The sequence below is a fragment of the Dyadobacter sp. CY356 genome, assembly GCF_021440195.1.
In the GTDB taxonomy this organism is placed as follows: Bacteria; Bacteroidota; Bacteroidia; order Cytophagales; family Spirosomataceae; genus Dyadobacter.
In genome coordinates, this window is record NZ_JAJTSZ010000008.1 from 285,622 (window position 1) to 301,320 (window position 15,699).

10 protein-coding genes are annotated in these 15,699 nt (G+C 41.2%); 4 read left to right on the forward strand and 6 right to left on the reverse strand.

Annotation, left to right across the window (positions count from 1 at the left end):
* Nucleotides 1-30: 30 nt before the first annotated feature.
* The 4 genes from LXL81_RS23575 to LXL81_RS23590 form a co-directional block, all read right to left on the reverse strand.
* Nucleotides 31-2,289, reverse strand: a complete 2,259-nt coding sequence (locus LXL81_RS23575) for a TonB-dependent receptor (RefSeq protein WP_234649491.1) — start codon at nucleotides 2,287-2,289, stop codon at nucleotides 31-33.
* A 54-nt stretch (nucleotides 2,290-2,343) separates the two neighbouring features.
* Nucleotides 2,344-3,633 carry a tetratricopeptide repeat protein gene (locus LXL81_RS23580; protein WP_234649493.1) on the reverse strand — a complete coding sequence of 430 codons (1,290 nt, stop codon included), beginning with the start codon at nucleotides 3,631-3,633 and terminating at the stop codon, nucleotides 2,344-2,346.
* A 115-nt stretch (nucleotides 3,634-3,748) separates the two neighbouring features.
* Complete coding sequence (locus tag LXL81_RS23585; RefSeq protein ID WP_234649494.1) at nucleotides 3,749-6,046, reverse strand: DUF4331 family protein; 2,298 nt, start codon at nucleotides 6,044-6,046, stop codon at nucleotides 3,749-3,751.
* Nucleotides 6,047-6,073: 27 nt separating this feature from the next.
* The gene (locus tag LXL81_RS23590; protein WP_234649495.1) at nucleotides 6,074-7,825 is read right to left on the reverse strand and encodes a DUF4331 domain-containing protein; all 1,752 of its coding nucleotides are present in this window, start codon (nucleotides 7,823-7,825) and stop codon (nucleotides 6,074-6,076) included.
* 742 nt (nucleotides 7,826-8,567) lie between these two features.
* On the opposite strand from LXL81_RS23590, the gene trpB reads away from it, so the two are divergent.
* From trpB to LXL81_RS23610, 4 genes are all read left to right on the forward strand, one after another.
* Nucleotides 8,568-9,773 (forward strand): tryptophan synthase subunit beta, encoded by a 1,206-nt coding sequence (trpB, locus tag LXL81_RS23595; RefSeq protein WP_234649497.1) that lies wholly within the window; start codon nucleotides 8,568-8,570, stop codon nucleotides 9,771-9,773.
* The gene (gene trpA / locus LXL81_RS23600) at nucleotides 9,760-10,536 is read left to right on the forward strand and encodes a tryptophan synthase subunit alpha (RefSeq protein WP_234649499.1); all 777 of its coding nucleotides are present in this window, start codon (nucleotides 9,760-9,762) and stop codon (nucleotides 10,534-10,536) included. The genes trpB and trpA overlap by 14 nt, the downstream gene beginning before the upstream one ends.
* Nucleotides 10,537-10,746: 210 nt before the next feature.
* Nucleotides 10,747-11,310, forward strand: coding sequence for a peptidylprolyl isomerase (locus LXL81_RS23605; protein ID WP_409013957.1), 564 nt, complete (start codon nucleotides 10,747-10,749; stop codon nucleotides 11,308-11,310).
* Between the two features lie 152 nt (nucleotides 11,311-11,462).
* Nucleotides 11,463-13,328, forward strand: a complete 1,866-nt coding sequence (locus LXL81_RS23610) for a gamma-glutamyltransferase family protein (RefSeq protein ID WP_234649503.1) — start codon at nucleotides 11,463-11,465, stop codon at nucleotides 13,326-13,328.
* Nucleotides 13,329-13,542: 214 nt separating this feature from the next.
* Here LXL81_RS23610 and LXL81_RS23615 read toward each other — a convergent pair whose 3' ends face one another.
* Nucleotides 13,543-14,751 (reverse strand): DUF4105 domain-containing protein, encoded by a 1,209-nt coding sequence (locus tag LXL81_RS23615; RefSeq protein WP_234649505.1) that lies wholly within the window; start codon nucleotides 14,749-14,751, stop codon nucleotides 13,543-13,545.
* A 251-nt stretch (nucleotides 14,752-15,002) separates the two neighbouring features.
* On the reverse strand, nucleotides 15,003-15,677 hold the full coding sequence (locus LXL81_RS23620) for a phosphatase PAP2 family protein (protein ID WP_234649507.1): 675 nt from the start codon (nucleotides 15,675-15,677) through the stop codon (nucleotides 15,003-15,005).
* Nucleotides 15,678-15,699 lie beyond the last annotated feature (22 nt).

Consider the following 15,699-nt stretch of genomic DNA (forward strand, 5'->3'; position numbering starts at 1 on the left):
TTAATCAACCGGACGATAAACTTTCATAAATCAAAAAAATACGGTCCAGCTAAGTCTGGCGAAAAATGGAGTTCCGGGCGTAAAGTGAATTTCTTCAACAGGTGTCGTTTCATTTTTCAATCTGCTTTCGGTTGCAAATTGCGTTTCCTTCCATTTTGTGTTCAGAATATTCTGGATCGACAGTCCAAGATTGTATTTGTTTTTGGTATAATTCAACTGCAAATCACTTACAAAATATCCCTTCGCAACGATGGAATTATCCTCATTGGCTGGCCTGTTGGCCATGTAACGATATCTTAAAGAACCATTAATTCCGTTTTTCATTTGTAACGATAATCCTCCTGTGGAAGAAAAAAGAGGAGCGAGCGGCAAATAATTCATTCCTGCTGATTCACCAATCGCGCGCGGTTTTGCAGAGCTGACATCTAAATCGGCATAAAGAATATTGGTTAGCTGATATCTTACCGATACATCAATTCCCTGTCTTTTCGATTTTCCACTTGGCTCGATAACACCAGCGTCGCCGACATAAACAAATTCTTGTTGCAGCCATAGATACCAGGCTGCGGCGTTGATCAGCATTTTCGGAAACGGCTTGAAAATCATACCCAGATCTGAGCCGTATGCAGCGGGTAAAATCTGCTTTCCTCCTTGCGGAACGACAACGCGTGTATCATTTGAATGAAATCCTTTTCCGGTATTGAGATATAGTTGTAAACGCGGATTGAAGGTATAATAAAAGTTTAACTTGGGAGAAACAATGGCGTCACTGGCATGTTTTGTGTTGACGGGCTGTGCAAGTAAATCCTTATACTGATTGCGAAAATAATCAATTCTCACGCCAGCATTAATTGTGAATTGATCAGTGACCTGAACCAATTCGTCTGCATAAAGCCCTGCGTTCAACTCATTTACATCACCTAGCTGATATCTTTCAAGTGTTATGGATCTGTCCTTTGTATGTGACAGTTCCGTTTTATTAGTCAGATCATGCCGGAACTGGGCGCCCAAAGTAGTCGTCCACCGCATTTTTCCCAGATAAGTTTCTTTTGAAATGCTGCCATTATAGCCATAGAGGTTTCTTTTTTCCTTTTGACGAATCTGATCACCATTGATAGAATCCTGCAAGAAAAATGTAAAATTGGAATACAGTTCGAAATTATAATTGCTGTAAAAAACCTGATTTTTGATGACAAAATTATTGGACGTAACCGTAACAAACTGAGCATTAAAATTGGTTCGGCTTGTTTCTCCGCCTTCCGAGGGATCAATAGAGCCAAAAAAACTAATTTCACCTGATTCGTAAGCGCGGTCAGGAATTTGTCCGGAATGATTCCATTTGCTGTAAAAAGTTGATCCTGTTAAAGTCAGATTTGTATTTTTCGTAATATGTCCATGATATTTTCCGACGAGATTCAGACGGTTGAAATGCTGTGGATTATCAAAGTAGGAGTTTGAAAAAGAATATTCAGAAGCGATATAGGCAGACTGGTTCTTATCTTTTCCCCTTTGACCCAATAGGTCGATACCAGCAACTGCACGGTATGAATCATATTGACCAGCTTCAAGTTTAACAAAGGAATGATCCAGAGCATCTTTTGTCCTGAAATCGACCCAACCTGCCGTTGTGAAATTTCCCTTCTCCGCATTGTATGGCCCTTTTTTAAAATCGACTCCTTTTACCAGTTCGGGTATAACAAAATGCAGATCCGCATAACCTTGTCCATGCGCGTGAGAAACCATATTGACCGGCATTCCATCAACGGTCAGACGAATATCAGTGCCATGATCCAGGTCAAAACCACGCAGAAAAATTTGTTCAGCTTTTCCACCACCTGCATGTTGTCCAATAAAAAGTCCCGGCACCATTCTTAAAATTTCCTGTGAATTATTTATCGGCCTGAGCTTGATATCCATGTTGCTGATCAACTGCTGATCATGGGCACGGGCAGAGGAGATTACGACTTCACTTAATTCAATATTGCTGTTTGAAAGTGAAGTTGTGACAAATGAAGTCTGGTTGTCAACGACCGTTACCTCAATGATCTGCGATGTAAAACTAACATGGGAAAGTTCTATTTTATATTTAGATGCAACCAGATCTTCAAACCTGTATTGCCCTAACGCATTGGTTACTGTCGCTTTCCCCTGGTTGCTCAGCTGGACATTTACTCCCTTTAATGGTGTGTTGCCTGCTTTGTCGTAAACTGTACCTGAAATGTTTCCCAGATGCGCGAATGCGGTAAGGCATGCCAGTAAAAAGAGTAAGGAAAGTAGATATTTTTTCATAAATTTTGAGTCAGCGCATTTCCTGGTGAGCGGCAAAGATTCTTTAATACAGCCTTAGAAAACAAATTTTGGATTGACTTTCTTTGCCTGAGCAATCAATTTGTTCCCTGATTCCTTATTGCCCATCGCCAATTCTATGTTGCTTGCGATCTGCAGTATTTCAGGATCTTTGCTACCAGTACTCAATGCAATATCAATGTGTTGCTTCGCTTTATTTGTATTTTTATCGAGGAAATAAACCTGGGCCAGGGCATGGTTAACATCAATATTCTGAGGTCGTCTTGAATATTCTTTTAATCCATAAACCAGAGCGGAATCAAGCTGGGCAGTTTTTGTATATAATTTACAAAGTTCAAGATCAACGGCGTGGCCTGAACGGGCATCTTCATCCAGCATTTTCACAACATCAGCATACTTTTGCTTTGCTTTATCAGCATTTCCCTGAAGAGCATAGATATCAGCCATTTCCTCATGGAAGGAAAATTCAGGCATTATTTTAGCAGCTTTTTCAAGTTCTGTCAGTGCTTTATCATATTCTTTTCTTGCTTTAAAAATCTGGGCTTGTCCGCGTAATGCAAATGCATAACTAGGGCGCATAGCCAGAATTTGCTGGTACTGAATTTCGGCTTCTTTCAGTTGGCCGGTTGTTTCATATAAATGTCCGAGCGTATTTTTACTCCAGCATTGTGGCTCAGATCCGGGTAAGCCTGCTTGAACAGCCAGTTTCATCGCAGCGATAGAGCCAGGATAATTGCCATAAATTTCACGCAGGTAAGAAGCACGGGAGTATGATTCCAGAGAAGGTTTGAGCTCCTGCATTTTATCAGACATGGTCACAGCTTCTTTATAATTTCCAAGTTCCACATTCGCATCAACCAAAACTCCATATACATATGCATTGCTGGGATTAATCTGACGTGCTTTTTCAGCAAGATCTCTTGCTTCGGAAAATTGATGCTGCGACATTTTAACGGAAGATTTGAAGGTAAGCGCTTCAAAGTTTTTGGGATCCATGGAAAGCACACCATCCAATATTTTTAAGACAGCCGGATAATAGTATGGGTGTTCACCGGTAATCCTGGCTTCTGAAAGATATATAACCACAACCTGTAAACGTGATTTAATATCACCTGGGTTTTCCTTTATTTTCTTTTTAAGTTCATCTACTTTTTCTTTCGTTTTAGGCCATTCCGCAGCGTTGGATAATTCTCCATGACGTTCGAACAATGGCGGAATTTCCATGCTCACCTGATTATTTTCAGTGCTTTCAGTTTTCTTTTTTTCTGTGCAGCTAAACTGAGCCAATAGCAGTACGGGCAGAATTAATGCAAATAGAGATTTCATGATCTTTAAATTTTGTGTTTGGTGAAGGATTTTTAAAGGTTTTTGTAAGAAGGCCGGGAATTACAGGATTATTTTTTTATTCCAATTCCCGGCCTTTCTAACGTATTACAGTTTTCTACCTGCGTAAAATTTTGATCGTGTATTTATCATCTGGTGTCGAAACACGCAAGAAATAAACACCTGGCTGGTTACCAAGTTTTACAGCACGGCGTTCTGTTAAATTGGCACTGCCAATAACCTGCTGACCAACAATCACACCTGAATTATTGGCAAGATCCAGTTGAACTCTTTTACCAAGCGCACCTTTCACTTCAATAATTACTTCTTCGTTGGTAGTAGGATTGCCCATAATTACTGCGGATAATGGAACAACCTTTTCACCGTTTTCAGGAACACCCATACGTGCCGCTTTACACGGTGCACGGAATTCGAATTCAAGGGATACTTCCGATGCCGGTTCGTTTACGTAACGAGCCTTTGCGTAGAGTTGGCTTCTGCTGTTTGCATCTTTGAAAAGTTCAGATTCGATCATTCTGTCTACAGAAGTTCCCCATCCGCCATTCACAACACCAGCAGCAGAATACTCAACAGTTTTTGTTTTGTCTCCACCTGTACGACCGAAAGTAAAAGCTCCTGTTGTACAGTTCAGATTAGAAATCGTTACTGCCAGCGCTTCCGGCATTTCAGCATCCTGTCCTTCGTAGCTGTTGCCACGGAAACCTGGCCATGGATTTTGCAGATAAGGGAAAGTTTTTTTCAACGTAGTGTCATTTTTGGTAACACCGGCATTGAAACCCAATACACCTGCAAGGTTTGGAGTTACAGGACTTGCAGTTACATTTGGTACATAATCATCATACCAAAGTCCGATTGCCGCCAGAACAACACCGCCCACTGCCTGTAATTCAATGGTTGTAACATCATCTTCCAAACGACGACCATTTGGGAATCCATCCATGTTTGGAATAAATTGAAGATCAGTCGTCTTGTTATAAGTCGCATCTGTCAACCCAAGTGCAGCAGCCTGAACAAGTCCCAATGAACTGAATTTAGGATCGTCGCGTGGTGTTGCGGGAACAGCCATATTCAGACGAAGCCAGTCACCCAAAGTAGGCAGGAAGTTGTTAATAAACGGTTTTCCGGGAGCCAGCGGATTTCCGTTTTTACCGGTTGCCAATTGATACGGAGGCAAATTAGGAACTCCTGTATAGAAAATCGGCAGGATATCCACAGCACGCGGACTTGTGGCATCCGGAAGTAATACACTTCCAAAAGCAGCTTCTGACAACGCAGTACCGTCCAGTGCAGCAGTTCCTTTTAAACCAAACAAACCAGCCTTTCCGTTACGGAAGTCAAATGCACCAAGAGATTTGGTCTGGATACGCAAAGGAGCAAGGCCCGGTACAGCAGTACCAAAGGCAGAGTCATCCATGTACAGGGCCAATTCAGGGTTGGTGAAATATTTGGCAAACTGCAAATCGTTGTCTGGCGTAGTTGCGTTCCATCTGTCTTTCATGCCAACAGGAATGACTGCTTCGTTAGTCAGCGGCATACCAAGGCGGGATACCTGCACCCAACTGCCATCATAACCTACGTCACTTCCACCATAAAGTGTTGTGATTTTTTTACGGCTTGATGACGCGTAAACACCGATCACATAATCAGGATCAAGAATATTGGAAGCCATAGCGACAGCCTTATGGCTTTTTTGAAGCGTTGCGACCGGAACTTCAATCACAATGGAGTGACAATTAAATTTCGCCACTGCATCTCTGCCACTTCCTGCACGAATATTTCCAAGGTCAAAAATTCCACCCAGGTCCACAAAAAACGGATCATCCACAGGTCCACAGAATATTTTTTCTCCTGTGCTTGCCGTCATGATGGATTTTTTGACCAAAGCATCATAACCCATTCCAAGTCCAACCGTTTTGTTATCAATCGAGCGTGGGCCGATATGTGGAGGTGGAACTGTGCCTTCTGAAATAATTGTTTCAAAAGATTTACCGCCATCTGTACTGCGTTCGCAGATATACGTAGTTTTCAGGTTTTCTTTTCCAAGACGGATCAGGAAGAAAGTTGTAGGATCTTCATTCTTTTTTGAAAACGTGAAGCGGTATACGATATCCGCACCAGGTGTCGAAGCGTTGTTGTCAACATGCACTTCGTAGCGGATATTTTCCCCGAATGAATACCAGTTGGGGCCGCCTGCGGGATGTTCAAACGGAATATAGTTGGCTACGAGCACTATGTTTTCTTTGTCAACCGGGCTTTTGAAAGCATACACGTCCGTGTTATCAGCCAGCGGATCGTTTGATATTAACGGTGCTTCACGATGTGAGGAAGCTTCCGATTGGTAGGGCAGGAGACACAAGGCCGCCATAAACCCGATCAGATATAAAATATTTTTCATTTGAATCTTTTTTAGATTGTTGATGGATCAGAATCTGGCTTTTTCCGGATAGTCAAACCCTCTCCACGGATTTTGTACGTAAGGGAATTTGCTTTTCAACTCAGTATCATTTTTTGTAGGACCTGAATTAAAACCAAGAACACTTAAAAGAGCAGGGGATACCGGTGCTTCCTTTGTAGCATCATCATAAAATAGACCGACTGCTGCAAGTACAACACCTGAAACTGCCTGCAATTCGATTGTTGTTACATCGTCTTCCAATCGGCGACCGTTCGGAAAGCCATCCATATTAGGGATAAACTGCAATGCAGTTGAACCATTGAATTCCGGATCCGTAATACCAAGAACTGCTGCTTTTATCAAACCTAATGAGCTGAATCTTGGGTCGTTACGCGGGGTTGCAGGTACTGCCATATTCAACCTCAACATATCTCCCAAAGTCGGCAGAAAGTTATGGATGAAGGGTTTCCCTTTGGCCAGTGGATTGTTATTTTTTCCTGTTGCCAATTGGTAAGGCGAAAGATTCGGAACACCTGTATAAAAAATTGGCAGAAGATCCACAGCGCGCGGACTTGCATTATCCGGCAATAAAATGCCTCCAAATGCAGCTTCTGCAAGTGCAGTACCGTCCAGTGCAGGATTTCCTTTTAAGCCATATAATCCTGATTTTCCATTTCGGAAATCATAAGATCCAAGTGATTTTGTCTGGATTCGAAGTGCATTCAGGGAAGGAACTGCGGTGCCAAACTGAGAATCATCCATATATAATGCCAGTTCCGGGTTGGTGAAATACTTGGCAAATTGCAGATCATTTCCTGCGTATGGCGTTTCTGAATTCCATTTGTCCTTCATTCCAATAGGAATAATCGCCTCGTTTGTCAAAGGCATTCCAAGTCTTGAAACCTGAACAAACTTTCCATCATATCCAACGTCGCCGCCGCCATACAATGTTTTGATCATTTTGCGGCTGGCTGATGCCCATACGCCGATTACAAAATCAGGATCTAGGATATTTGCCGCCTGTGAAATTCCTTTACCATCTTTTTGAAGAAGATTTACCGGAACTTTGATCGCTATGGTATGTACGTTGAAGCGGTTTAAAGCATCTTTTGGAGCGTTGGTTGTATTGCCCTCAGGACGGAAGTTTCCGACATCAAATGCACCTGCCAGATCAACAAAAAAAGGATCGTCTACGGGGCCGCAGAATATTTTTTCTCCGCTGTTGGCCGTTGCAATGGCACTTTCAACAAGCGAATTATAATCTGTTTCCAGTCCTACCGTTTTCCCTTCTATTGAAAGGGGGCCGATATTGGCCGGTGGTACAATTCCACCCATAACGATGGTTGTAAACGATTGTCCGCCATCCATGCTTTTTTCACACATGTATGTTGTCTTCAGATTTTGTTTTCCAAGACGGATGTTGAAAAAAGTGGTAGGATCTTCGTTCGTGCTTGAAAAAGTGAATCGATAAGTAATGTCGTCGCCGGCAGATGAAGTTTTGTTTTTGATGTGAATTTCATAACGAACGTTTGTGCCAAAGTTGTAGTAATTCGGCCCGCCTTCGGGAGATTCGAAGGGAATGTAATTCGCAATGATCGTGATACTGTTGGGGTCGTCGGGACTTTTAAATGCGTAAACGTCGGTATTGTCTGCCAGCGGGTCGTTAGAAATTAACGGGGCTTCCCTGTGACTTGATGCGAAACTGCTGACCGATAGCAGTAGTGCCGCGCAACTTAGGAATCCAATCCTGAGCTGCCGATGCAACGAAGAAACATGCATAAAGTAGAATTTTTAGATATGAAAAATTGATTTAAATGAACAAATAAGACAACTTCAAAAAGCAAAAGGGCTTCATATCTCACATGATACAAGCGACACGTCGGAAACTATGGATCCGTCTGATCCCGTAAAAAAAGTAATTAACTAATTTGTCCTGATATACGAGAAAGATACATTTTTGGATGTAATTTGTGATGGAATTTATTTAACTTTTTTGTGAAAATGCATCAGAGATATGCTGAGGGGCATTTGACTAATGTTAAGTTTTCATAATAAAGATCATCATCACAACTGTTGGTTGTAGATCATAAAGTTTTGTCATTTTGTAACTCGTTGGCTATTATCTTTAAAAAATCAGTTTCTATCCAAATTATATTTGGAAACATCAATTTTACTTGTTTTGGAAATGGTAACAGATTTTCAAAAAAACAAGTGAATCATATAAAATAAATGTCCTCAACATGCCTGGCGATTTTTTAGAAGTAATCGGGGACAATGATCACTATTTTTGATTTAAATAGATCAATATTGATTATTTTTGATCATTTAATTTGTTTTATAAACACCTTTCGTTTTATATTTGCAGCATGAAAAATCAATCTGCTCTTTCATTAAAATTCTGGTGGCGCAATACCCAACTTCGGTATTGTGAACGCTGGCTTGCTCGTTAGAAAATTCTTATGATATTATAAACGCGACTCTCTGTTCACAGGGAGTCTTTTTTGTTTTAACCAATAATTTTATGAACTATCAAATTGACGAAAACGGATTTTACGGTCCTTACGGAGGAGCCTATGTTCCAGAAGTTTTGTATTCCAATGTTGAAAATCTGAGCAGGAATTATCAGGCAATTCTTAACGATCCGGATTTTAAAAAAGAGTTATCAAGGTTGTTGAAGGTATATGTTGGCCGGGAAACGCCGTTGTATCATTCTCCCTCTTTATCAGAAGTTTACAACACAAAAGTGTATCTTAAAAGAGAAGATCTTTGTCATTCTGGTTCACATAAAATCAACAATACACTCGGGCAGGTTTTGCTTGCGAAAAGGCTGGGGAAAACCCGGATAGTAGCTGAAACAGGCGCAGGATCGCACGGCGTTGCTACGGCCATGGCTTGCGCACTGCTTAAATTACCTTGTTTTATTTACATGGGAGAGGTGGATATACAAAGACAATTTCCAAATGTCGGGCGGATGAGGTTACTCGGGGCGACGGTAATTCCAGCACTTTCGGGCAGTAAAACGTTGAAGGATGCCACTAATGAGGCTTTTCGGGATTGGATCAATAATCCTCTGAATACTTTTTATGTCCTTGGTTCCGTCGTTGGTCCGCATCCATATCCGGATATGGTTGCCCGGTTGCAATCGGTAATCAGCCAGGAATTATTACATCAGGTTCCGGAAATAACCGGCAAAGAAAAACCTGATTATGTCGTGGCCTGTGTTGGTGGAGGAAGTAATGCGGCAGGTTCATTTTATCATTTTTTGAATGATCCTGAGGTGAAACTTATTGCAGCAGAAGCAGCCGGAAAGGGTCTGGATTCCGGTTTTACAGCCGCTGCTACCTTCCGGGGAAAGCCGGGAATTTTGCATGGCAGCAAAACGAAATTTATGCAGACAAACGAGGGTCAGGTTGTAGAAGCACATTCAATTTCCGCCGGGCTGGATTATCCGGGGATCGGGCCTTTGCACGCATGGCTGAGTGATACCGGCCGCGCAAAATTTGTGGCAGTCACCGATGATGAAGCCCTGGATGCGGGACTTGCTTTAAGCCAGATGGAGGGAATTATTCCGGCTATTGAATCCGCACACGCATTAGCTGCACTTTCGCAATTAAATTTTAAAACGGATGATGTTGTCGTGGTCTGTCTTTCGGGCAGAGGTGACAAAGATCTGGAAACCTACATTCAATATTCAAATTCAAAGAAAACTGCTCATGGAAACGTTTAAAAAAAACCGGCTGAAAACTATTTTTAAAAGCCCGGAGAAAAAAGTTAGCATTTATTTTACTGCCGGTTATCCTGCCTTAACTGACACGCTTGATCTTTTATCATTGCTAGCGGAATCAAAAGTTGATTTTGTAGAAATTGGTATTCCGTTTTCCGATTCTGTAATGGATGGAGAAGTGATTCTTGAAAGTCATAAAGTGGCACTGGAAAATGGAATGACGATCGAGATTTTATTTGATCAAATACAAAAAATACGTGCTCAGGTTTCCATTCCTGTTGTGCTGATGGGTTCAATGAATCCGGTATATCAATACGGTTTTGAAAAATTCTGTCAGCGTTGTCATGAAGCGGGCGTGGACGGATTATTATTGCCAGATCTGCCTTTGGATGAGTATGAAAAATATTACCGAGTCTGGTATCAACAAAATGATCTAGCACCGATTTTTATGATATCACCTCAGACAAATGGCGATCGGATGAAGCGGATTGACGAGCTGGGTGAAGGGTTTCTATATGCTCTTTCAGGCAATTCAACAACGGGTAGTACCAGTGAAATCGGGGACAATTCTGAGTATCTGCAAAGGCTATCAAATCACAAATTTATCAATCCTGTTGTTCTTGGTTTTAATATTAAAACAAAGGATGACATTCTGTTCGCAAACCAGTTTGCAGATGGAGCCATCGTGGGTTCTGCTTTTGTGAAAACTTTAAAAGGCGGATTTAATAAGGAGCGGACAAAACATTTTTTGGAACAATTGATGTAACAAAGACTAAGCAATTGATATTCGAAATAGACGGTTATTGGGTCTAAGTGTGTTCTTCGCTGTATCAATGAGGCGGTTTTAGTTTATAAATAAAAACAGTCTTTAACGAAAATTTTTGATTGAATAACCAATTGTAGATCAAAGCTTGGTTATATTCAATTCTTAAACCAAAACTGCACCAATATGAAAAACAGAATTTTATTGATTCTAATGAGTTTTACCTGTTTTTCTGTTTCGGCGCAGGAAAAGAAAACCTATCAGGTCGGACAAATCAAAACCAGTTTTGGTGAAATTCTTTTCTGGTTATATGATGAAACACCAAACCACAAAGCCAGTTTTGTCAAACTGGCGAATGAAGGTTACTGGGATTCGTTAACATTTAATCGGGTGATTAAAGATTTTGTGGCCCAGGGCGGCTGTCCGGATACACCGGCCGGATTCTCGGATTCGCCTTATTTGCTAAAACCTGAATTCAATAAAAATATCCGCCATGTTTATGGAGCAGTTGCATCCGGTCGCGATAATAACCCGGAAATGCTATCTGCCGGATGTCAGTTTTATATTGTTCAAAACAAAAAAGGTCTGGCAAGACTGGATGATAAATATACCATTTTTGGACAGGTTTTTAAAGGAATGGATCTTGTTGATAAGATTGTCAGCGTAAAAACGGATTCAACAAACACGCCGCTGGTACCCATTAAACTGGATGTCAATGTGATTAATATGTCAGCAGCTGATCTAAAGAAAAATGGCTATATGGCGATTCCAAAATGATTTTCAATATTAAAAAGCTGTAAGTATCAGTTGCAATCTGAGTATTCAATCGGCTGATATTTAATTATTTTTATCATATACCTGATCAGCCTGCCAAAGTTCAAGTTGTATTCACTTCTATTCATAAAACATTGTCAAAAAATATCAGCATTATGAAATTAAAACTTCTCGTCTGTTCATTAGCGTTTGTCGGTATTCAGGCAGATTCGTTTAGTCAGGCGTTCAATAATTTTCCGGTTACCACGCAGAAACCTCCGCTGCATGCCAGACACTGGATGGGTATTACCGGAAAACCTCTGGCCGCAACTGCGGGCGCCATGATTTTTACCAAAGGTGGAAATGCCATTGATGCTTCCTGCGCTATGCTTGCCTCGACATGTACAATGTGGGACGTGCTCAGCTGGGGAGGCGAAACGCAGGCTTTGATCTATAATCCGAAAACTAAAAAAGTAATTGCATTGAACGCGATGGGCGTTGCACCAACCGGTGCCACTGCGGATTTCTTCAAAGGAAAAGGAATGAAATATCCTCCTGAATATGGGCCGCTGGCCGCCACGACGCCGGGAACTGCGGGCGGATTGATGACGATGCTTGCAGAATATGGAACCATGAGCCTGAAACAGGTTCTGGCTCCGGCAATGCAACTGGCGGCGGGTTATCCGATTGAAGCGCAAACAGCCAATTCAATTGAAAGAGGGAAGGCCAGGATCAAAGAATGGCCATATTCGAAAAAGGTTTTTCTGACACATTTGGGTGAAAAAAGAGAAGCGCCGGACGCTGGTGAAATTTTTGTTCAGAAAGATCTTTTGGCCACATTACAAAAACTGGTGGATACCGAAGAACTGGCTTTGAAAAAGGGGAAATCCAGAAAGGAAGCCATTTATGCAGCCTATGACCGTTTTTATAAAGGTGATATCGCAAAAGAAATTGCCAGAAGCTGTCAGGAGCAAGGCGGACTGATCACAGAGCAGGATCTGGCCAACTGGAAAGTGAAAATTGAAGAACCTTTAATGACAAACTACAAAGGTATTGACGTTTACAAAATGCAGCAGTGGACTCAGGGCCCTGTGATGTTACAGGCCTTGAATATGCTCGAAAATTTTGACCTGAAAAGTATGGGTTACAATTCTTCCCGATATGTACACACCTTGTATCAGACAATGAATCTGGCTTTTGCGGATCGGGATTTTTATTACGGAGATCCTGCCTTTGCTCCGGCCGGACCAATAAAAGGGCTATTGTCAAAGGAATATGCAAAGGAGCGGATTAAGCAAATTAACTGGGAAAGGAATGATCCGAAAACCTTACCGGGTGATCCGTATCCATTTGAAGGCAAGACAAATCCCTATTCTGATCAGATAAAAACCTGGGGGACAAAACAGCTTTCGATGCGGAATGATCATGGGCTGGACGAAAAGTTTATGGAGGAATTCACTGCCGGAACAACATCCGTGGAAGCGGCAGATGAGGAAGGCTGGGTGGTTTCGATCACGCCGAGCGGTGGCTGGGTGCCGGCCACAATTGCAGGAAATACCGGTGTGGGATTAAGTCAGCGTATGCAGAGTTTTGTTCTGGATGCCAAAGAAAACCCGTTTAATGTGGTTGAGCCTGGGAAGCGTCCGAGGGTAACGCTTACGCCAAGTCTGGCTTTGAAAGACGGAAAACCATTTCTATCATTTGCCAAACAGGCAGGCGATGAGCAGGATCAGTTATTACTGCAATTTTTCCTGAATATCGTAGAATTCGGAATGACAGTTCAGGAAGCTACCGAAGCACCAAGTTTCAAGACCTTGCAGATGTATGCCAGTTTTGGAGAGCATGAAAAAGATCCAGGTGGATTAATCCTAAACGAAGCAATGCCGGATTGGACCAGAAAAGAATTGTCAAGAATGGGTTACAAAAATTCATATCAGCCCCGTACCAGCGGCCCGATCAACGCCATTTATTTTGACTGGATTCATGGAAGTATGTGGGGCGGTTCCAGTAATCATGGTGAAGACTATGGAATCGGATGGTAATGTTCCTGGTACAGGTAAATTATTTTGATGAAAAAATAAGATTTCTTTAAACGTATAAGTTAAAAAACGCCGGCATCAGATGATGACCGGCGTTTTGAGTTTTAATTGCATGCATTTTAATGAATTAAAATTTTATTCAAGTTAAAATGGACACGTTAATAAAAAAACGCATGATAAAGACTTTGGCAAAATACAAAACTCTGTGCTCCTCTTTTTACCTCTGTGTTGCTCTGTGTAACCTAACAGAATAAGCAAAAAAACTCCGCAAAGAAAGTGCTAAGCATATAGGTAAATATGCAAAATTAAGTCGCTGAGGTAATATTGACCAGGCCAAAATTGTCACAGCAAGCATCAGGCCATAGCAGAAATAGTACCATCTGATATTACGATTGTATTTGCAGGTAAAGAAGCCGAATGCAAAAAACAGACTTAATGGATTGGCCCAAATCATATTGAGATTTACCTGTGAATAATGGGTTGTAAAGAACCATAAAAAAAGGAGTAAAACACCTACGGTACCGCTGATGAAGAATAGAGAAAAATCGAAAATCCTGGCGAAAATGGATTTATTAAGCTTAGGCCAGGTAAGAATAAAGGCAATAAAACAAATGATACTGAAAGTGATACCCGGGCTATAAAAATCTGAAAATGATTTTTTATTTAAATTGTGTTCACTTCTAAACAACGGTACCTTTTCTGTCACAAGCTGAACAAATTTTCCATTGCATTTTATTGTAGCCCTGTCATAGTTCCACATCAGAAAATCCGGTAAGAATTTAAATTGTTCAGGTGTGATTTTTCTATCCATTTCAATTCCCAGGCAAGTCTCAATTCCTAATTCTCCCCATTTACTTTGCTGTAAGTATTGATGCGTCAATTGTCGGATAGTTGCACCGGATTGGCCATGCGCTTCTGAGACACTTTTGGCATTAAATTTTAAACAATCTCCAAAAACCGTTTTTAGCGCATTATCGATCCGGGTGGAGCAGTTGTCATAGAAATAATCGTAGCGGTAGTTTTTGTTCTGAGGCAACGCATTATTTTCCATAAATAGGAACAATGCCTTTTTTTGCTTCAACGTTAAATTGAGCGTTTGCTGCGTAATATTCCGGTTTTCACGAAGTGCCCAGTTGTAGTATTCATTTTGAAAAGGACTAATCGAAAGCCAGTAAATATTTTCTCCCTTTGCAAAGTTTATATAGAAATTCTCGTCAAAAGTAAATGTCCCATAATTGTATACGTAATCAAGACCAATTGTCTGGTCAGAAATCCGCAAAGCACTATGGCCGAAAGATGAATAAATATCTTTTCCAGGGCCTACCGTCAGCAAACTGATTTTAGAATTTTCCGTTAATTGGGCGAAAACAGGAATGAAACTAATAAGAAAATAAATAATCAGCAGCGTACTTTTATTGAAGCTCATTGAAATTAAGATCACTGATGTATTTATAAAAGCCAACATTCCCCAATAATCTGGTCGCTTATTTTATAGCTTTCCAACGCATTATAAAAGTAATCACATAAAAGCCCATATTCCGGAAGCGGTTTTGCTTGCGCTACAATTTGATTAATCGCTATTTAAATAAATAAAGTTATAGTGACAAATGAACATCACTTTTAAATAATTAGATTTCAAAATAAAACCCTAAATACTGGCACCTGCCAATAATCTTATCAATATAAAACCGCCATCCGATTTCTCTTTCCCCATTTATATTGATGCGTCCAGTACGCCACTTTCATCGATAAAAATCCAATTCCCGCTCCAACGAGCACATCGCTTATGTAATGCCTGTTATTGGCCACCCGCAAAATTCCAACCGAAGAGGCAACCGTATAAGATGCATAGGGCATCCATTTATACCGGTCTTTATACTCTTCGCTCAGAAAAGTGGCTGCGGCAAAAGCCTGGGTTGTGTGGCCGGATGGAAAGGAAGTATATGCACTGCCGTCAGGCCGTAGTTCGTGGGTCATTTTTTTTAAAAGTGTGGCGGTTCCAATCGCCAGAATTTCTCCTTTTAACAAAATTACGGACCGGTTAAGCAAATCAGTTTTGGATTTTATACCGATGGCGTCCAGACCATAAGCTATCGCAAAGGGTGAAAACTGGAGGTAATCGTCCAGGTTGGTTTTGAATCTTGGTATATTTCTATTGCGATCTTCGGCGATTTCATTTTTAACGCTTTCCTGTGAATGTCCATTGGCAAGCAGTCCGGCCAAGACAAGCAATCCGGGTGCATAAAGTTGCTTTGTCGAAAAACGAAGTTCCTTCCGTAGCGAATCTTCGCATTGAGAAAACCCCTGTAATTGAAACAGGCAGCAGAATGCGAAGAACAGAACAGATTTCATAACAACGATCGGTAGTCTATAA